General features: G+C 54.4%; 18 protein-coding genes, 1 tRNA gene and 1 pseudogene. 11 read left to right on the top strand and 9 right to left on the bottom strand.

Going from position 1 to position 19432, the window contains the following annotated elements:
• The first annotated feature begins 242 nt into the window (after window positions 1–242).
• Complete coding sequence (locus tag ACQE3Y_RS14790; RefSeq protein WP_426981978.1) at window positions 243–1310, top strand: alkene reductase; 1068 nt, start codon at window positions 243–245, stop codon at window positions 1308–1310.
• 40 nt (window positions 1311–1350) lie between these two features.
• Here the strand turns inward: ACQE3Y_RS14790 and ACQE3Y_RS14785 are convergent, their stop codons facing one another.
• On the bottom strand, window positions 1351–2661 hold the full coding sequence (locus ACQE3Y_RS14785; protein WP_426973556.1) for a PQQ-dependent sugar dehydrogenase: 1311 nt from the start codon (window positions 2659–2661) through the stop codon (window positions 1351–1353).
• Window positions 2658–3098 (bottom strand): DUF2231 domain-containing protein, encoded by a 441-nt coding sequence (locus tag ACQE3Y_RS14780; protein WP_426973555.1) that lies wholly within the window; start codon window positions 3096–3098, stop codon window positions 2658–2660. The genes ACQE3Y_RS14785 and ACQE3Y_RS14780 overlap by 4 nt, the downstream gene beginning before the upstream one ends.
• 210 nt (window positions 3099–3308) lie before the next feature.
• Here ACQE3Y_RS14780 and ACQE3Y_RS14775 point away from each other — a divergent pair, with 210 nt between their 5' ends.
• Together ACQE3Y_RS14775 and ACQE3Y_RS14770 are read left to right on the top strand one after the other, a co-directional pair.
• Window positions 3309–4097 carry a siderophore-interacting protein gene (locus ACQE3Y_RS14775; RefSeq protein ID WP_426973554.1) on the top strand — a complete coding sequence of 263 codons (789 nt, stop codon included), beginning with the start codon at window positions 3309–3311 and terminating at the stop codon, window positions 4095–4097.
• A 64-nt stretch (window positions 4098–4161) separates the two neighbouring features.
• Entirely contained in the window at window positions 4162–4668 is a 507-nt protein-coding gene (locus ACQE3Y_RS14770) for a PadR family transcriptional regulator (RefSeq protein ID WP_426973553.1), read from the top strand.
• Window positions 4669–4715: 47 nt separating this feature from the next.
• On the opposite strand, the gene ACQE3Y_RS14765 is transcribed toward ACQE3Y_RS14770, so the two are convergent.
• Window positions 4716–5816 (bottom strand): NADH:flavin oxidoreductase/NADH oxidase, encoded by a 1101-nt coding sequence (locus ACQE3Y_RS14765; protein WP_426973552.1) that lies wholly within the window; start codon window positions 5814–5816, stop codon window positions 4716–4718.
• A gap of 84 nt (window positions 5817–5900) precedes the next feature.
• Entirely contained in the window at window positions 5901–7346 is a 1446-nt protein-coding gene (locus ACQE3Y_RS14760) for a sugar porter family MFS transporter (RefSeq protein ID WP_426973746.1), read from the bottom strand.
• Window positions 7347–7800: 454 nt separating this feature from the next.
• Here ACQE3Y_RS14760 and ACQE3Y_RS14755 point away from each other — a divergent pair, with 454 nt between their 5' ends.
• From ACQE3Y_RS14755 to ACQE3Y_RS14735, 5 genes and pseudogenes are all read left to right on the top strand, one after another.
• A complete protein-coding gene (locus tag ACQE3Y_RS14755; RefSeq protein ID WP_426973551.1) occupies window positions 7801–8205 on the top strand; it encodes an ExbD/TolR family protein in 405 nt (134 codons plus the stop codon).
• A gap of 1 nt (window position 8206) precedes the next feature.
• On the top strand, window positions 8207–8473 hold the full coding sequence (locus ACQE3Y_RS14750) for a hypothetical protein (protein WP_426981977.1): 267 nt from the start codon (window positions 8207–8209) through the stop codon (window positions 8471–8473).
• Window positions 8458–9996: pseudogene (locus ACQE3Y_RS14745) on the top strand (TonB-dependent receptor domain-containing protein); the annotation flags it as partial. The gene ACQE3Y_RS14750 and the pseudogene ACQE3Y_RS14745, both read left to right, overlap by 16 nt.
• A 19-nt stretch (window positions 9997–10015) precedes the next feature.
• Entirely contained in the window at window positions 10016–10660 is a 645-nt protein-coding gene (locus ACQE3Y_RS14740; protein WP_426973548.1) for a MotA/TolQ/ExbB proton channel family protein, read from the top strand.
• The gene (locus tag ACQE3Y_RS14735) at window positions 10653–11912 is read left to right on the top strand and encodes a phospholipase D-like domain-containing protein (RefSeq protein ID WP_426981976.1); all 1260 of its coding nucleotides are present in this window, start codon (window positions 10653–10655) and stop codon (window positions 11910–11912) included. The genes ACQE3Y_RS14740 and ACQE3Y_RS14735 overlap by 8 nt, the downstream gene beginning before the upstream one ends.
• 3 nt (window positions 11913–11915) lie before the next feature.
• Here the strand turns inward: ACQE3Y_RS14735 and ACQE3Y_RS14730 are convergent, their stop codons facing one another.
• The 3 genes from ACQE3Y_RS14730 to yghU form a co-directional block, all read right to left on the bottom strand.
• Window positions 11916–13319 (bottom strand): MFS transporter, encoded by a 1404-nt coding sequence (locus ACQE3Y_RS14730; RefSeq protein WP_426981975.1) that lies wholly within the window; start codon window positions 13317–13319, stop codon window positions 11916–11918.
• 79 nt (window positions 13320–13398) lie between these two features.
• On the bottom strand, window positions 13399–14568 hold the full coding sequence (locus tag ACQE3Y_RS14725; RefSeq protein WP_426973543.1) for a M20 aminoacylase family protein: 1170 nt from the start codon (window positions 14566–14568) through the stop codon (window positions 13399–13401).
• Between the two features lie 532 nt (window positions 14569–15100).
• A complete protein-coding gene (yghU, locus tag ACQE3Y_RS14720; protein ID WP_426973541.1) occupies window positions 15101–15958 on the bottom strand; it encodes a glutathione-dependent disulfide-bond oxidoreductase in 858 nt (285 codons plus the stop codon).
• A 278-nt stretch (window positions 15959–16236) separates the two neighbouring features.
• Here yghU and ACQE3Y_RS14715 point away from each other — a divergent pair, with 278 nt between their 5' ends.
• Window positions 16237–16425 carry a hypothetical protein gene (locus ACQE3Y_RS14715; RefSeq protein ID WP_426981974.1) on the top strand — a complete coding sequence of 63 codons (189 nt, stop codon included), beginning with the start codon at window positions 16237–16239 and terminating at the stop codon, window positions 16423–16425.
• Between the two features lie 33 nt (window positions 16426–16458).
• Window positions 16459–17088, top strand: a complete 630-nt coding sequence (locus ACQE3Y_RS14710; RefSeq protein ID WP_426981973.1) for a deoxynucleoside kinase — start codon at window positions 16459–16461, stop codon at window positions 17086–17088.
• Window positions 17089–17184: 96 nt separating this feature from the next.
• Here ACQE3Y_RS14710 and ACQE3Y_RS14705 read toward each other — a convergent pair whose 3' ends face one another.
• Both ACQE3Y_RS14705 and ACQE3Y_RS14700 read right to left on the bottom strand, forming a co-directional pair.
• Window positions 17185–17535: a nitrous oxide-stimulated promoter family protein gene (locus ACQE3Y_RS14705; protein WP_426981972.1), complete on the bottom strand. Its 351-nt coding sequence runs from the start codon at window positions 17533–17535 to the stop codon at window positions 17185–17187.
• A 311-nt stretch (window positions 17536–17846) separates the two neighbouring features.
• Window positions 17847–17922, bottom strand: a tRNA-Phe gene (locus ACQE3Y_RS14700).
• Between the two features lie 193 nt (window positions 17923–18115).
• On the opposite strand from ACQE3Y_RS14700, the gene ACQE3Y_RS14695 reads away from it, so the two are divergent.
• Window positions 18116–19432, top strand: a complete 1317-nt coding sequence (locus tag ACQE3Y_RS14695) for a methyl-accepting chemotaxis protein (protein WP_426981971.1) — start codon at window positions 18116–18118, stop codon at window positions 19430–19432.

The following is a 19432-nucleotide window of genomic DNA, read 5'->3' as shown; positions in this document are numbered from 1 at the left end:
CCCTGAAATCTGCATAGACAATCACATCATAAACAGTTAATAAGTTGAATTTAAAATACTAATTTATAAGATAGCGTTTTTTATCACAATAATAGTGATTTTTTATTCATAAAACGCGTATCTAACTTTAACAGAATATGCTGCCCCTTCCCCCGCTGCACCGCTATGCATTGACGCTCCACCTCCCACTCCGCATGATGATTTCACTGAAGTCTGACGCTCACTGAATGGATGAGGTAATTATGACAAGCTTGTACCAGCCGGTAAAAATCGGCGCGCTGGAATTAAAAAATCGTATCGTGATGGCACCGCTGACGCGGATGCGTGCGGTTGAAGCACGTACGCCAAATGAAATCATGCTAAAACACTACGTGCAGCGCGCCAGCGCAGGACTAATCGTGACTGAAGCCACGTCAATTTCACCGCAGGGCGTGGGCTATCCTCATACGCCGGGCATCTGGAGCGAGGAGCAGGTTGCTGGCTGGCGTCAAATCACCGATGCGGTGCATCAGGCTGGCGGCAAGATTATCATCCAGCTATGGCATGTAGGCCGGGTTTCCGATCCGATTCACCTTAACGGCGAGTTGCCGGTAGCGCCTTCGGCCATTGCGCCTGAGGGTCACGTGACGCTGGTTCGTCCACAGCGCCCTTACGTTACGCCGCGCGCGCTGGAAACCAGTGAGATCGCCGCTATTGTGGAAGATTTTCGCCGGGCTGCAGAAAACGCCAAACGGGCGGGCTTTGACGGTATCGATATTCACGCTGCCAACGGCTACCTGATCGATCAGTTTCTGCATGATGGCTCCAACCAGCGTACTGACCAGTATGGCGGCCCGATTGAAAACCGTACCCGTTTCCTGCTGGAAGTGGTCGATGCGGTTCTGCAGGTCTGGCCCGCCGATCGCGTTGGCGTGCATTTAAACCTGATGTCTAATGCCTATTCCATGTCAGACTCCAGTCCGCGCGCGCTGTTTGGCTATGTCGCAGAACAGCTTGATGCCCGCAAGCTGGCCTTTATTTTTGCCCGTGAAGCGTTAACGCAGGCGGAGCCTATTGGACCGCTGGTGCGCGAGAAGTTTAGCGGTGCATTTATTGCGAACGAGGGAATTACGCGTGAAGAAGCGGAAAAGCTGATTGCAGAAGGGGGCGCTGATGCTGTGAGCTTTGGCAAACTGTTTATCGCGAATCCGGATTTGGTGGCGCGCTTTGCGCATCAGGCGCCGTTAAACGCGCTGGATAGTGACAACCTCTATCGGATGGAGCCGCCATACGAGCGCGGCTACACCGATTATCCTTTCCTCGCGGATTAATCTTCTTCCGGAGTGCCAGCGGCGCTCCGGGAACCGCTCATTACCGTGCCGCGCTAACCCGCCAGACGGTATCCCCGGCATCATCCGCAATCAGCACGCCGCCCTGCTTATCCATTGCCAGGCCCACCGGCAGGCCGCGAACTTCCTTATGATCGTCCGTCAGGAAACCGGTGACCACCGGCTCCGGCTTACCAACCGGACGGCCATTCTGGAAAGCGACAAACGATACGCGATAGCCGTTCAGCGGTGTCCGATCCCAGCTGCCGTGCTCGCTGATAAAGGCACCGCCATGATATTTTTCCGGCAGCGTGGTGCCGGTATAAAATATCAGGCCCAGCGGCGCCACATGCGAGCTTAGGGCATAGTCCGGCTTAATCGCTTTTTTCACCAAATCGGGACGCTGCGGCATAATGCGATGATCGATATGTTGACCAAAATAGCTATAGGGCCAACCGTAAAAGCCGCCTTCCTGTACCGAAGTCAGATAGTCGGGCACCAGATCGGCACCGATCTCGTCACGCTCGTTAACGATCGCCCACAGTTTGCCGGTTTGTGGTTCCCACTGTAGCCCGGTGGGGTTACGCAGGCCGCTGGCATAGATACGGCTGCCGCCGGTAGCGGTATCCACTTCCAGCACCGCCGCCCGGCGATACTCCGCGCCGATCCCATTCTCGCCAACATTACTGTTGGAGCCGACGCCCACATACAGCTTGCTGCCATCCGGACTGGCTAACAGCGACTTGGTCCAGTGATGATTAAGCGGCCCACCAGGCAGATCGGTTACCTCAGTGCCGGGGTCGGTAATGCGTGTCGCACCCTCTTCATAGCGATAGCGCATGATATTGTCGGCATTAGCCACATAGAGCGTATCGCCCACCAGCTGTACGCCAAACGGCGAATGCAGCCCCTCAAGAAAAACATGTTTCTCCCAGGTCACGCCGTCGCCGCTGGAATTGCGCAGCAACGTGATGCGGTTGCCACCCTTCCCGCCTTTTCCGGACGATTGCTGCACCACTCCCATCACCAGCTGTTTCGGCATACTTATTGGCTTCGAGCCTGGGCTGTTGGCTTCAACCACCAGCACATCATTATTAGGCAGTACGTAAACCTGGCGTGGGTGCATCAGACCATCTGCCACTTTGGTAATTTGCAGACCGCTGGCGACCTTAGGCGCTTCGCCCTGCTTCCAGGCAACCCCTTTCGGCACCTGCATTGGCGGGATCAGAAAATCCTGCGCCTTCGGCAATACCGGATCGGGGCCCATTTGCTGGCTGGGATCGATGGTAGCCTGTTCATCACAGCCGCTTAACAGCAGCGCGGAAGAGACGGCGAGCAAGAGTAATTTTTTCATCGTGTCGCTCCTTCTGCACTACGAAGGCGCAGGGCCAGTTGGATATTGGCGAGACAGAGCAGCGCCACCACCAGCGTGGAAAGGATCACGCCTGTCGGCACCACGGCATAAGCATCGCGGCTGTGAATAAAGGCATTAAAAATCGCCAGCACGATCGCCAGAAGATTGGCCCAAAAATGAATTTTTACCGGCGAGGTTTGCGGCCATGAAGCACCTACCCATACCTGCACCAGATTAATCAGCCGGGGAATAATGGCAATAATCAGCCCAAACACAATTAGCCAGCTGGCGCTTTTAGTCCACATTGGGTTGTAACTATTGAAGTAAATAATGTCGAAAATCCAGGCAGCGACGAAAAAGCCCAGCGGAACAGGATTAAGAAATTCATACAGCGCCACTGCAAACGCAGAGTGACGTCTGGTCGCATAGGGGTTCATTGGCAGGCTCCTGAAGTAACAAGAAAAAACGGCAGCAAAACATTTACAGCCGTAACGCAGTACTGCAAAAGCGTAGTAAAAATAACCCGTTTCGGTTAACAAACAGGCAAAAAAATAGTCAATCTTTACCAAAAGGCGCACAAAAGGCGCTTGTGATAAAGATATATCTTAGATATGTTTCTGCTCTTACTTCACTATAAGGCGACGGCGATGAGCGCAGAGATCTTTACCCAGGAATGGCCCCTTCCCACACGCAGAAAAAATCAGCTAAAACTGCGGCAGCTGCGTGTACTGCACAAGACGCAGATGGGCAGTTTCTACCGTATTTGCTTCACCGGCGACGACCTGCAGGGCTTTAATTCCCACAGCTTCGATGACCACATCAAACTCTTTTTCCCTGATGCAGAAAACGGCGAGCTGCTGCTGCCGGAAATCAGCGATCAGGGCGTGGTATGGCCGGAAGGCAAGCGTCCGCAGTCGCGCGACTATACGCCGCTGACCTGGGATGCAGCAGCCAATACGCTGACCATCGATTTCTTTATCCATCCAGGCGGTCTCGCCAGCGGCTGGGCAGAAAAAGCGCAGCCCGGCGATCCGCTGGTGATTGGCGGCCCGCGTGGCTCTTTCTGTATGCCGCTGGACTATGCGTTTCAGCTCTACCTGTGTGATGAATCCAGCCTGCCCGCATTAAACCGTCGCCTGACTGAAATTCAGGCAGCACAGCCAGATGCAGAGATCCACGTCATGATTATGGCGGATGAAACGCAGAGCAGAGCTTACCTGCCCTCGCTGGCGGGCGTGACCTGTCACTTTCTGCCCGCAGGCGATGTTGATGCCGCACGGCATGCGCTACGGCAGTTGACGATCCCGCAGCAGGGATATTTCCTCTGGCTCACCGGCGAAGGCGCCCGGGTAAAAGCGCTGCTTGATGATCTGATCGGGGAACGTCAGATAAATGAAAACTATCTGCGCGGCGTGGCTTACTGGCATCAGAAGTGATCTTTTCCCGGCTGGGAAGGCCGGGATTGCTACCTGTTTAACCCCAGGTTAAAGGAAAAAACGGATGAAAGATAAAAACGGTTCTGCTTTTTTTGCCCATAAAAAACGTAAAGAGCGGCTGCTGGACGCAACGGAAGTACGCCTGCTTATTCTGCGTATTCTGGAGACGCGGCCGGCGCACGGCTATGAGATTATTAAGGCGATAGAAGAGCTGTCACGCGGCGAGTATGCGCCCAGTCCCAGCCTGGTTTATCCCAATCTGACGCTGCTGGAAGAGATGGGCTACGTTACCGCGAAGATGGAAGATAACAACAAGAAAAACCACTGGATTACTGCTGAAGGCAAAGATTTTCTGGAGCAGCACCAGGCCCAGCTGGAGAGCGTGATTGACCGCATGCAGTCGCTGGCGGTACTGGCCAATAACCGCAGCCTGCCGGAAGTACAGCGTGCCATTCATAATATGCGCACCGCCTTAAACACGCGTCTGTCCGAGGAGACTATTTCGCAGCAGTCGCTGTATGCCATTATTGATGTGCTGGATGAGGCCGCAAAAAAGATCGAACGCAGTTAGCAGGAGGGAAACTCACCTCCGGCGAGGCCGGAAGTGAGTGATTTGCGTTACTCGCTGGTGCGATAGCGTTCCAGCCAGTGAGCGTATGGCGCAGGCAGCACCCAGGCTGCTTTATCCTGCTTCAGCGCCAGCGCCGCTTTGTAAGGCCAGTGCGGATCTGCCAGATGAGCGCGGCCCACCATAACCAGATCCAGCTGCTGCTCTTCAACGGTACGGTTGGCAATCGCCGGTGCATCGATGCCCCAGGCGGAAGCGACCGGGATCTGCGCTTCACGACGTACGCGTTCAGCGATCGGTGCCAGGAAAGCCGGGCCCCACGGGATATTGCCATCCGGCGTAGAGAAGCCGATGCTGACGCTCAGCAGATCCAGACCGTTGGCACGCATCTGACGCGTTACCTCGATCGACTCCGCTAACGTCTCTTCATCGCGACCGTCATACTCAATCACGCCGAAACGCGCGGTCAGCGGCAGGTTCTCCGGCCACACGTGACGCACTGCTTCCAGGGTTTCCAGCATAAAGCGGCTGCGGCCAGCAAGGTCGCCGCCATACTGATCCTGACGCTGGTTAGCCTGTACTGAAAAGAAGCTCTGCGCCAGATAGCCGTGCGCAAAGTGCAGCTCCAGCCATTCAAAACCAGCATCGCGAGCGCGACGGGCGGCCGTGGCGAAATCTTCACGTACGCGGGCAATATCCTCCAGCGTCATCGCTTTTGGCACCTGCGGCAGGTTAGCGCCAAAGGCAACAGCGGAAGGCGCGATGGTTTCCCAGCCGCGACCATCATCGGCGGCAATATGGTCATCGCCTTCCCACGGACGGTTAGCGCTTGCCTTACGTCCGGCGTGTGCGATCTGAATGCCTGGTACGGCGCCTGCCGCTTTAATATCACGGGCGATCTGCGCCAGTTTCTCTGCCTGCTCGTCGTTCCAGATGCCCAGACAGCCGGGGGTGATACGGCCTTCCGGCGCTACCGCCGTTGCCTCAACGATCACCAGTCCCGCGCCGCCGCGCGCCAGCCCGCTGTAGTGAACGCGATGCCAGTCGTTGCTCAGGCCGTCGGTGGCGGTGTACTGACACATGGGCGGTACCGCAATGCGGTTACGCAGCGTCACGTCTTTCAAAGAAAACGGTGAAAATAAACCTGACATTTAAACCTCTTGCGTTCAGGAAAAGTAAATCCGGACGAGCCGGTCAGCCCGAAAAGAGAGCCGATCATAGCCCGTCCAGGTTTTTTAAACTTCACCGTATTTGCTACGCATCATATTCTCGATCTCCTCCAGACTCTTGCCGCGCGTCTCCGGCAGCAGGAAGTAAACGAAAATAAAGGAACCGATATTCAGCAGTACAAACAGGAAGAAGGTCTGGTTGCCGATCAGATTCAACATCAGCGGGAAAGCGAAAGCGACGGTGGCATTACAGATCCACTGAAACGAGACGGCGGTGCCAGCCAGCGCGCCACGAATTTTCATCGGGAACAGCTCTGACATCAGCAGCCAGTAAACCGGTGAGATACACATCTGCATAAAAAACAGGAATACCAGAATACAGCCCAGCGCCAGATAACTTTGCATCAGGTTTTGCGGCAGGAAAGTCAGCGTCATGCCCAGCGCCACCTGCGCCAGAATCACGATGCTCAGTCCAGCCATCAGCATGCGGCGGCGACTAAAGCGGCTTACCGCCCAGATACCCACCAGCGTCGCCAGTACCGATACAACGCCATTACCGATGGTGGCGGCGATGGAAGCGTTGGTGCCCATGCCGGTGGTCTTCAGGATAATCGGCGTGTAATACATAAAGGCGTTTACGCCGGTAAACTGCGCTACAAAGCCCAGACCGCAACCGGTCAGCAGCAGACGAATCACCCAGCGCTCCCGAAGCAGCTCTTTTATCGAGGGTCCTTTACGTGCCAGCTTCTCTTGCTTGCGCATCTCCGCCATCTCTTTGCGCACTTCGCGCGGCGTTTCACGAAGCTTTTTCAGCACTTTTAACGCTTCGGTGAAACGGCCTTCCGCTACCAGCCAGTGCGGTGAGGCGGGCACAAAGAAGGTGCCTATGAACAACAGAATGCCCGGCACCATCGCCAGCGCCAGCATATAGCGCCAGATATGCGGATCGTGCAATGTATAGCTCATCACGGTGCTGACGATATAAGCGAGCAGCTGACCACTGACGATCATTAACTCGTTGCGGCTCACCAGCGGCGCGCGTCGCTTAGGCCCGGCGATTTCAGCGATAAACACCGGCACGGTGGCAGAGCCGCCGCCCACAGCAATCCCCAGCACAAAACGCATCGCCACCATGGTCGGCACCGATGGCGCAACGGCAGTACCCAGCGCGCCGGCAATAAACAGCAGCGCCAGGCTGCGCAGCGTCATGCGTCGCCCGAAACGGTCAGACATAAAGCCGCTAAGAAACGATCCCAGCGCCGCGCCGAAAATCAGTGATGACGCTACCAGTCCCTCGGTAAAGGAGTTTAACCCCAGCCCGCCTTCTGACGGTGCGGCTGACATAAAAGGTAAAGAACCGGAAATAATGCCGGTATCGTAACCAAAGGCGAGCGCCCCCATCGTTGCTACCAGCACCACGGTAAATATGCGTTGCCTGATAGTGTCTTTGGTTTCCGTCACCTCTATGGATGAGGGCTGAGATGAATAGTCGGTCATAGTGCTCCCTGTTATTGATTTTGTAATGTTCTGTGCAGATGTTATTGATTGAAATTAAAGGGTTTTGCTCCAGAAAAAGAGGGAAAGGTAAAGATAAGTCTAGACCCGCTTCGCTGAGATCGCCTGTTTATGTGATAAAGATCACAACAAAAAGCGTTACAGCAGAGGAATAAATAACCGTTGGCGGCAACATCAAGGCAGCGAAATCCAAAGCAGCCTGCTTACTGGGCGTACTTCGTTGCGTTTACCTTCTTATTGCGCATCAACGTTTCACACACCGATCCGGCCTGCTGGGCTGACCAGCGCCGCTCTTGATTTGCCCCCTTCCGCGCATGCTTAAGCCAGGGTTATTGTTCACCCGTTCTGTATGCCCGTTCTCTGGGGATATTGTGAAAATTTTGTCTTTCAAACGTAACAAAAAATAAACAAAGCTCCCCTATAGTGGCTGCTCTTTCACCCAGGAGGTGCCATGCGAAGCTGGAATGAAGCCAGGAAAAACAAAGCGCATATAGAACTGATCCCGATGATCGACGTGATGATGTTTCTGCTGGTGTTCTTTGTGCTGATTAGCCTGAATGTGATACCGGCCCAGGGACTGAAAACCCAGTTGCCCGGTGCGGCAAGCGCGCAACAGCTGAAGCCGCAGAAAAAAGCGATTGTGACGCTGGGCGATAACGATCGTTTGCAGCTGGATGGGCAACCGATCGCCCTGCAGGAACTGGTAGGTAAGCTAAAACAGCAGCAGCAGAGCGAACCGCTGACCATCATCCTCAACAGCGATAAGGGCGTCGCCGTAGAACGGTTGGTCACAGTGATGGATAACCTGCGCCAGGGCGGCTTTACCTCCGTTTCTATCGCCACACGGAAACTGTGATATGTACTCGCTCTATCGCTCTCGCCATCTGCTGAGCTGGTTCCCTGCCCTTGCGGCGGCAGGCTGGATGCTGTGGATGAACCAGCAGGTCACGCTGAAAGTACAGCCTCGTTATGATGAATCCACCATGGAACTGGTACTGGCAGAGCCGCCTGCGCCGGTGACGCCTGCCGAGCCGGAACCGGATCCCGCGCCGCAGCCTGACCCTGTGCCGCAGCCTGACCCTGCGCCGCCGCCACAACCGCTGCCGGATCCCGAACCATTGTGAAATATAACCGTCAGGAAAACAGCAACTATAACTCCATCAGCAAGGCGCAATTTGAAAGTGAGGGGCGCAGCTCCGGCGATTTTCCCTCCTCGCCGCAATACAACAGCCGCGGCCAAATAAGCCGCTATTACAAGCTGAACCGTAACCCGTTTGAAAACCTGACCGTCAGCTTTAGCCAGAAACTCCAGCTACGCGATAATCTGAGCTGGACCATTCAACCCTATTATTACTGGGGTAACGGCGGCAGCTTCAGCGGTCAGAACGCGTCAACGCTCTCTCCCACCTCGGACCGGGCCGGACAGTATGATTTAAGCAATCTCAGCAGCAATACTTACTATCGCCCTTCCTGGACACAAACCTGGCGTCCTGGCATTACCACTAAACTCAAGTGGGACATCAACGAACAGCACAGCCTCGACCTGGGCTACTGGTACGAGCGCGCGCGTCAGCGCCAGACCCAGCCGTTTATCAGCATCAACTCAGACGGCAACCCGGCGGATCTGTGGGGCGAGCCGGGCGGTTCAAATCAGGTAACCGATGCCAATGGCAAGACAGTACAGGGCCGCGATCAGTACACCGTTACGCCAGCGCAAAAGATCTGGGTACAGGATAGCTGGTATCTTTCGCCCGACTGGACGCTGGTAGGCGGCCTGGCCTGGCAACACATTGAGCGACGCGGCGAGAATAATGGCAGCCTGTATAGCAGCCCGGAAGATCGCCGCGCCAGCTACCATAAGCTTCTGCCCAACTTCAGCGCCAGCTATCGCCTGAACCCGGAGAATCAGCTGTTCTACAGCCTGTCACGCAATATGCGTACGCCACCTAACTATGTGCTGTACAACGTCGGCGACTCGATCAGCACCAAACCAGAGCTGAGCTGGAACCACGAACTGGGATGGCGTTTCCAGCAGGAAGATATGCTGTTGAGCGCCACGCTGTTCTGGCTGCGCTATAGCGATCGTCAGGTTTCCACCACCAACAGCAGCGGCGACTATGAAATGATGAACGTCGGCAAGGTAGAGAACCGGGGGATAGAGCTGGAGTGGAGCGGAAAGCTGCCGCATAACTTCAACTATTACGCCTCTTATACCTTCACCGATTCAGAACAGAAAGAGGATCTCACTACCGAGGGTGTGACCCTGCCGACCTCCGGCAAGACACTGCCTAACGTGCCGAAAAACCTGCTTAACCTGACGCTGGGCTACGACGATGGCCTCTGGTATAGCGGCGTAACCGCTAAATATGTTGGCGCGTTTTACGGCGATCTCACCAATGATGAAAAAGTGGGCGGCCGCACGGTATTTGATCTGGCAGCGGGCGTTCATCTGCCGGTCGATAAAAAAATTGTGAAAAGCGCCGCGCTGCGTTTCGGCGTCGATAACCTGTTTGATAAAGAGTATCTCACCTCGGCACGCACCACCGTGTTTAACGCCAGCGCGCGTAACGGACTGGATGCTAACACGCCTTATTACAACGTTGGCGAGGAGCGTACCTTCAGCGTCTCGCTGGAAGCCACCTTCTGATGAATCAGGAACCAACACAATGAACGCGACCTTACTGCACGACATTATCTTTTATATCATGTACTTTTCACTGGCTATTGCGCTGGTGATCATTATTGAGCGGGCGATTAGCTTCGCCTGGACATGGCGCCAGGCGCGGCAGCTGGAGCAGGCGCTGACGCCGCAGGTAGGGCAGATTACAGCCCTGCCCGCCGAACTGCTGCGCCGTAACAGCCTGCCGCTCTCAATGATTCAGCCAATTATGCTGCATAAAAATCAGCATAACGCGCAGTCGCTGAATGATATGGTGGAAACGCAATATCTGCTGAGTAAGCCACAGCTGAACCGTGGACTGTGGCTGCTGGAAACCATCGTTACCGCCGCACCGCTGCTTGGCCTGCTGGGAACGGTAATGGGGATTATCGATACCTTTAAAGCGCTCTCCGCTTCCGGCGTTTCTGAGCCGAGCCTGGTATCGGCAGGAATGGGCACTGCGCTGTATGCCACCGGCCTGGGCATTGCCATCGCGCTGATTGCGCTGGTAGGCAATAATTATCTGCAAAGCCGTATGGATCGCATTGGCGAACTGTTAAAAGTGCTGCTTATCCGCGCGGCCGGATCGGCACTGCCGCTGCCCGACGCTGCCGATAACTGGGTAAAAAACGGAGCGCAGCGTTATGCCTGACATTTTTTCGTGCAGGTGGCGGTGCCGCCTGCAATTTTTAATCTGGAGCAGTAGCCTGTTGATATTAAGTCCCGGCGCCAGCGCGCGTTTTGAAACCGAAGGTTATGAGCTGGTCTACACCGCGCCGGTAGAGACCCAATTACAGGCGGAAGATCTGCGCCGCAGCGACGATGTCTGGCGCGAAATGTTTGCGAGTGCGCAACGGCAGATCGATATCGCCCAGTTTTACGTTGCCAACCAGCCCGGCTCAAAGCTGGATGAAGTGCTACAGACGCTGCGCGCTGCAGGCGAGCGTGGCGTAAAAATCCGCTTTCTTATGGAAGAGAAAGGTTTGCGTAACAGCACACCGGAGACGCTGGAACAGCTGAAAAGCATTCCCAATCTTGAGCTACGTCTGATGCCGTTTGGCAAACTCAGCGGCGGCATTATTCACGCCAAATATTTTGTCGTAGACGCTCGTCAGGCGTTTGTCGGCAGTCAGAACTTCGACTGGCGGGCGCTGGAACATATTCAGGAGACTGGCCTACGCATCAGCGATGCGCCGGTGGTGGCGCAAATCGCCGCGATATTTAATCAGGACTGGCAGGCCCAGGCGCTGCTGGCAGCCGATCAGCCGGTGCCCCCTGTTGCCAGTCAGGAGAGGCGCACGGATCTGCCTGCCGGCAACTATCTGGTCGCCAGCCCGCATAGCTGGAATCCGCCAGGGGTCATTGATTCGCAGGCGGCGTTACCGCAGCTGCTGGCGTCGGCCACACACTCGGTGCGCGTTCAGGTAATGGACTATGCGCCGCTCTCTTATGGTTCGCAGCACAGCCGCCCTTTTTATCCGGTTATCGATAACGCCTTACGCAGCGCGGCAGCACGCGGCGTGCATATTGAACTGATGGTTGCCGACTGGAATACCGACCGCCCCGATATTCACTGGCTGAAAAGCCTGGCGCTGGTACCCAACGTAGAGATTAAAGTGGTCACTATTCCCCCTGCGCGCAGCGGCTTTATTCCTTATGCCCGGGTGATCCACAGTAAAATAATGATCCTTGACGATCGGCTTGCCTGGATCGGCACCAGCAACTGGCGCGGCGGCTATCTGGATAACTCGCGCAACCTGGAGCTGGTTTTAAATAATGAGAGCATGGCGCAGCGGTTAAACCAGCTTTATCAACAGCTGTGGCATAGCCCTTACGCGGCGGCATTACGTATTGATTATGACTATCCGCCACCGCAGCCGGGCGGCGAGAAAAAAACGCCCTGATGGCTAAGCGCTGCCTGCCTGGCGCGGCACCATCAGCGCAATGGTAATAAATGAAACTACGCAAAACCCGACGTTAACCAGCAGCCCGGCGGTCGCGGCGGTTGCTGCGCCCAGCGGCAACACTGCGGCATAGACCGAGGCGGAGATGGCAATGCCGAAGGCGCCGCCCAGCGAACTGGCCATTTTATAGATACCGGACGCCACGCCGATTTTATCCTCCGGCGCGCTGGAAATAGCGGTATCGGTGGAGGGAGTGGCATAAAAACCTAACCCAAGACCAAACAGCACATAACCTGTAAATACCGCCGCCGCGTAGGTGCTGTCAGGAAGCTGCGTTAGCGCCATCAAGGCCACGCCGATGCCGGTCATCGCGGTGCCCCACAGCATCGGCTTACGCGCCCCCACCTTTTGCAGCAGTTTTTCACCGACACGGATCATTGCCAGTACCGCAACCAGATAGCCCAGGGTTAACATACCGGACTGAAAGGCGCTGAATCCTCGCCCCTGCTGCACATAAATGCTGGCGACAATCAGCGTACCGGCCACCGCGTTAAGTAAAAAGTTAGAGAGCGTCGCCCCGCTCCAGGCTCGTTGCCTGAACAGGGCGAAATCGATAAAGCTGGCGCTTTTTTTACGCCGTGCGCCGGTAAAAAACAGCGCCGCCGCCAGCAAAAATATGATGGCGGGGATCAGGATCAAGCTGCTGGTCCAGCCAAAGGCGTTGCCTTTGGTAATCGCCCAGTTCAGGCAAACAAGCATTACCACAAAGGTAAACAGGCCAAAATAGTCAAAGCGATGGGAAACGGTGGTATTCACCTTGCTTTCCGGCGTGCCGCGGATCAGCAGCATGCCCGCCAGCGCAAAGAGGATCGACAGAATAAACACCCATTTCCAGCCCCAGTAGGTGGCTATCGCGCCGCCTGCCAGCGAGCAAAGACCGGAACCGCCCCAGGAGCCGATCGACCAGTAGCTCAGCGCCCGTTGCCGCGCCGCATCCTGATAGCAGGTTTTTATTAATGCCAGCGTGGCGGGCATAATACAGGCGGCGGACAGCCCCTGAATAATTCGCCCTGCGGCAAACAGCAGGCTATTTTGCGCCATAATCAGACACAGGCAGCCAATAATACTTAATATAAAACCCAGCTGGGTCATTTTTACCCGACCAAAACGATCGGCTAAGCCGCCCGCCACCACAATAAAACAGCCGGAAAAAAGTCCCGTCAGGCTAATAGCTAAATTTAACGATCCCAGAGGAATGGCGACATCCTGCTGAATAGCCGGAACGATATTCACCACCGACTGGGCAAACAGCCAAAACGTCAGTACCCCAGCCATAATTCCGACAATTAACCGACCGCTTCCCTGATACGCTACGGATTTAATCTGTTTTATTTCTGTTGCAGACATTCGGAGTCCCTCTGTTTTATATTTCCCTGTGAGCGTTTACGCGATGCCCAATGCAAAAAGAATAATGCTCAGCCAATATTTAATTTAAAAATTGTTCTGCAAGATGGCTAAAAAACATTGCGCCCGGAACAATCAGCTCATCGTTAAAGTCGTAGCCTGGATGATGCACCATACATCTTTCCGGCTCGTCGCCTGCGCCCAGGAACAGATAGCTGCCGTGCGGATTTTCCGTCAGCATAAAGGCGAAATCTTCGCTGCCCATGACCGGCGCGGTATTGGTGCAGACCCGGCTTTCGCCGACCAGCTCGCGCGCCACGTTGATGGCAAACTCTGTTGCCGCAGGGTCATTAATCAGCACCGGGCTGCCGTTAATATGATCGATATTTACCTTCGCGCCAAAGCTTTGCGCCTGTCCGTGAGCGATATCGCCGATGCGTTTAAGCAACTGCTGCCGCACCTTATTATCCAGTGCGCGTACGCTCAGCTTCAGCATGGCGCTGGCGTTGATAATATTAGGCGCTTCGCCTGAGCAGAGGCTGCCAACGGTAACCACGGCGGGAGAAAATGGCGAGACGTTGCGCGAAACCACCGTTTGCAGCGCCAGCACAATCTGGCAGGCCACCAGCGTGGCATCGACGCTTTTTTCCGGGAAAGCACCGTGGCCCCCCTTACCGCTTACCTCAATATGTAACGTATCTGACGAAGCCATCATGGCACCGGTTTTAAAGTAAAAATGCCCCTTTTTTAAGCCCGGCATATTGTGCAGCGCATAGATCGCATCGCAGGGAAACTGCTGAAACAGCCCATCTTCCAGCATCAGTTTGCCGCCATAGAGCAGCTCTTCGCCCGGCTGAAATATCAAATGCAGCGTGCCGCAAAAGTTCTGTGTTTTCGCCAGATACTCCGCCGCGCACAGCAGCGTTGCCGTATGGCCGTCATGACCGCAGCCGTGGAATTTCCCTTCTGTCCGGCTGCTCCAGGACTTGCCGGTCTGCTCCTGCATTGGCAACGCATCCATATCCGCCCGCAGGCCCAGCGTTTTACCGCCGTGGCCCACTTTCAGCGTGCCCACCACGCCGGTTTTCGCCATGCCTCGATGCACCTGATAACCCCAGGAGCGTAATTTATCAGCAACAATACTGCTGGTGCGCAACTCTTCCAGCCCAATTTCAGGATGCTGATGCAGATCGCGACGCAGCGCGGTAAATAACGCCTGACTGTTTATAATATGCTGAAACTTTCCACTCATAGCCCACCTCATTTAATAGCATGAAAAGAAAAAACAATGACGGATTCATTACGGTGATTATTTTCACCCCTCATGCCAGATTAAAACGGGCGCATTTTCACATAAACTAAAAATGGAAATGGCTAATATTATGGATAATTGCAATGATTATATAACCAGCCAGACTGGATTATTCTCCTCCCGACAGCTTCCGGTTACCGATTATCCACTACAAAAAGAAAATGATAAGATCTCTGTCACGACCTGCTTTACCGGATGTTATTTTAATTACTACTTTTATTTAAACCGTTAATAATAACAGCGGCTTCAAACCAAAAAGCAGTTAACCATTGGCTAAAATGTTATGTCATGAATCACAAGTAAATTTAAAGTCAGCCGGTTAATTAGAATTAATGCTAATGCGTTCTAATTATTTAATCAGCTAATTCGTACGCGGGAAATAGGTAACACGCTGTTGATAATGCGCGTTATTAATGAATAGCGGTATTTTATTCACTGCAAAACCACGGCGGCTTTCCGCCGTGGCTGCAGATTAGCGTACCTGATTCAGCCCAAAGGGGTCGAAATCAGTGGCATCGTGGCGCTCTGGCAGCGACTGCTCGCCCCAGGTACGGTTAACGATGCGTCCGCGCTGTACGGCTGGCCGCTCACCAATCTCCTGCGCCCAACGCTGAAGATTTTTATAGGAAGCAGCATCAAGGAATTCTGCCGCCTCGTACAGACCACCCTGAACCAGCACGCCATACCAGGGCCAAATCGCCATATCGGCAATGCTGTACTCTTCCCCGGCAATATAGCGATGCTGAGCCAGCTGACGATCCAGCACATCCAGCTGACGCTTGGCCTCCATCGCAAAACGGTTGATGGCGTACTCGATTTTTTCTGGCGCGTAGTGATAGAAATGACCGAAACCGCCGCCGATATAGGGCGCAGACCCCTGCAGCCAGAACAGCCAGTTCAGGGTTTCAGCGCGCGCGCCGCGCGCCTGCGGCAGGAAATGACCAAATTTTTCCGCCAGATAAACCAGAATATTGCCCGATTCAAACACGCGCACCGCAGGCGTTTCTGAGCGATCAAGCAGCGCCGGAATTTTGGAATTGGGATTAACCGCAACAAAGCCGCTGGAGAACTGATCGCCTTCACTGATACGAATCAGATGCGCGTCATACTCCGCGCCGCTTTCACCTAATGCCAGTAACTCCTCCAGCAGAATCGTCACTTTCTGCCCGTTCGGCGTTCCCATTGAGTAAAGCTGCAACGGATGTTTACCCACCGGCAGAGCCGCCTCATGCGTGGCGCCAGAAATCGGACGGTTTATTTTCGACCAGCTCCCTGCGCCCTGCTGATCCCATTGCCAGACCTTCGGCGGCTGATAATTGTTCTCTGACATGATGTGGTGTCCTTGATAGTAGTGATTAAGTGACGTACTACGCTGAACCGAGTGTAGCAGGCGGTATTAAACAAACTTAACCGTGCTGGCTTTCATCATCCGGCAGCGCGTCAAAATGACAAGCCTGCGTCATTTTGACAGGTTTCGGTGGCATCAAAATGACAGCGCAATTTAGATTACCCATTTAAATTCATATGGTTAACTGTGGCATACAGCTTGCAGTAAGGAAGACAACAGCAGCGCCACGGCTGCTGCGTTAACCGCTAAAGGAGCTAACCATGCCCTGGTATGATGATTTACAGCGTCAGGTAGAAAAATGCGTCAGCAGCGAGAATATGATGCGCGAGCTGCTGGGCGAAATCAGCGTAGAAGAGATGATCGCGCATAATGAAGGCTATGCTTTACCGCGTCGCAGGCAAGTTTTTAACGTGCTGCGCCGCTTGTTTGGCATTGATGCCGCACGATAGCGGCAACGATTTCCTGTATGGCAGGTTAAGTGAATGAAGATAATGACGATTGAGGCCAATATTGCCGCCGGTAAAAGCTCGCTTATCGGGCCGCTGGCTGAACGCCTTACCGCGTTGAGTGGCGAAAGCTGGCAGGTCATGGTAGAGCCGGTAGATGGCGATCCGCAGTTTTTGGCGCTGCTGCAGGCCTTTACCAGCAGCCCCGGCGACGCCGATGCCCGAATACGCTTTCAGCTCTATATCACCCGGATGCGCCAGCAGCTATTGAAGGATCTGCCCGACGGCAACTATTTGATCGAGCGTTCGCTTTACAGCGACGTGGTTTTTTGTCACGCCAATTTCCTGCATACCGAACGCCCCGACGCCGCCTATATGGATTATTACTATCAGATCAAAACCTGCCTGAGCGACTATCCGCCGATCGATGTAGTGCTCTATATCGATCGTTGTCCGCAGGCCTGTTTTGAAAGCTGTATGGCGCGTGGTCGGCCAGGCGAGGCCGCCTATACGCTGGACTATTTTCTCGATCTAAAGCGTTTTCACGACGCCTGCCTGCCGCAGCTGGTGCGAGCTTATCCAGCCCGGCTGCTCACCTGCCCGGTGGGAAGCGGCTTCGCTGACGTCGATGCGCTGGCCGCGCTGCTGGTGCAGCAAACCCACTGAAAGAGGTAACGGAAGACCTGTATATGGACAGGCCTTTGTAAAACCGGTCGGGCGTTCCGCCAGGGCAACCGGTAACAGGCCTGCGCGCTAAAAAGGCTACCCTTTTTTCCTGGGCTGATATTTTTCCGGGATCGGCGGCACGGGGCGCCTGTCGTCAATCAGGTGACGAATGGCAAGAATGGGGTGATACCACAGCATACGCGGCCCCGCCCAGCGCATGATTTGCTTCATCTCTGCGCGCTTTGCGGGCTGATAGCAGTGAATCGGACACTGTTTACAGGCGGGCTTCTCTTCGCCAAAAGCGCAGCGGTCCAGGCGTTTCACCGCATAGTGATACAGCGACCGGTAACGTTCAGCATCGTTATCGGCCTGCGGGCAATCAGCCTGATACAGGGCGATCATTTTCTCAATGGTGCACTTTTCTCGCTGGATGCGTTTTCCTGACATAACGAATAACCAATGATATCGGTAAGGGGTAAACGGCCACGGTGGGTTACAAACAGTGACTTTTTACCCTGAATTCACCTGGCGGGTATTAAGCGCGATCAACAGAAACAGCTAAGCCGATAGATGATTATCTCATCACTGTTATATCAGGCTGGCGCAAAAATGTTGTCTGCGGATGGGGTTTAAGCTTTGGTGGATGGACTCGGAAAGCGTGACTATCTGGCGGCTGGCGGTCCTCAAACAGCGTTTCACGATGGTTTCGCGTCCTGAAAAACAAAAACCCCCGCTTTTCAGCGAGGGTTTGAAAGAAGTGGTGCCCGGACTCGGAATCGAACCAAGGACACGGGGATTTTCAATCCCCTGCTCTACCGACTGAGCTATCCGGGCAACGGGGCGCATTAAACCGTAAAGCCTCGAAGTCGTCAAATGCTTTTCACTAAATTTTGACTGATTGCGCTCTTTTGCAGCAATAGATAATAACAGGCATAAAAAGGCCTCTGGCCCGCCTCCCTTTGCTTAACCTTTACCCTTGCAGGCCGATAATCCGCGGTGAAACCCCATAACACAATAAAGGTTCACCATGTTCAGTACTATTGCATCAGGAATTGCTTCTCGTTTTGCCTTACAGCCGCGAGGAGCGGCCACGCTTGCCTCATTAAATCAGGCAATCGCGATCATTGAGTTCAAGCCCGACGGCACCATTCTCTCCGCCAACGCTCTTTTTCTGCAGCGGATGGGCTATCGTCTCAATGAGATCGCTGGAAAACATCACCGGATATTTTGCCCGGAAGATCTGATTAACTCGCCGCAATATTTCTCTTTCTGGCAGCGATTACAGCGCGGTGAGAGTTTCAGCAATAAATTTTTGCGCCTGGACAAACAGGGGCATCCGGTCTGGCTGGAGGCTAACTATGTCCCGGTGCGCGATCGTCGCGGCAAAGTAGTGAAAATCATCAAGCTGGCTTCAGATATCACCGCTGATGTTCTGGAGGCCCAGGAGCAACGTGCAATGACCGCAGCCATCGATCGTTCAATGGCGGTGATTACGTTTAACCTTGAAGGAGAAGTGCTGAAGGTTAACGCAAACTTCCTGCAAACAACCGGTTACCGTGAACAGGAGGTGGTTGGGCAACATCACCGAATGTTCTGTACCTCTGAGCTACGTAACAGCGCGGAATACAAAAAATTTTGGCAGAAGCTCAATCAGGGCGATTTTATTTCCGGCCTGTTTCATCGTATTGATAAACAGGGCCGTCCGCTGTGGCTGCGCGCCACCTATAACCCGGTTTTTGATGAAGAGGGCCGGCTGTATAAGATCGTTAAGTTCGCTTCTAACGTCACCGCGCAGGTGGAAAAAAGTCAGCTGGAGCGCGACGCGGCGCATCAAGCCTATGAAACCGCGCGACGTACTGATGAAAGCACGCGCCTCGGCGCAACCGTGGTGGAAAGCAGCGTGCAGAATATCAACGGGCTGGCGAGCGAGCTTCACGGCATTTCCGGCGATATTTCCAGCCTGAGCGCCCAGTCAGATCGTATCGGCCTGATTGTGGAAACCATCCGCAATATTGCCAGCCAAACCAACCTTCTGGCACTGAATGCCGCGATTGAAGCCGCCCGCGCCGGTGCGCACGGACGCAGCTTCGCCGTGGTAGCCAATGAAGTGCGCGCGCTGGCGGCAAATATTAACCAGGCCACCAACGAGATTGAAACAATGGTACGGGATAATAATCAGCTGGCGAATAAAGCGCTAACCGGCATCGAAGCCAATCTTCAGCGCGCCGATCGCGGCGTGGAGCTGGCGCAGGAAGCGGGAGAGGTGATTGCTGAAATCCGTCACAGCGCAGCGGAGGTCGTCAGTGCCATCAGCCATGTCGCCGAGGCGCTAAAAGAAGCCTAA

Origin of the sequence: Pantoea sp. FN0305, assembly GCF_050113845.1 — a bacterium.
Lineage (GTDB): Bacteria > Pseudomonadota > Gammaproteobacteria > Enterobacterales > Enterobacteriaceae > Mixta > Mixta alhagi.
Note: the sequence above shows the minus strand (reverse complement) of the source record. Positions and strands in the feature narration are given on the sequence as shown.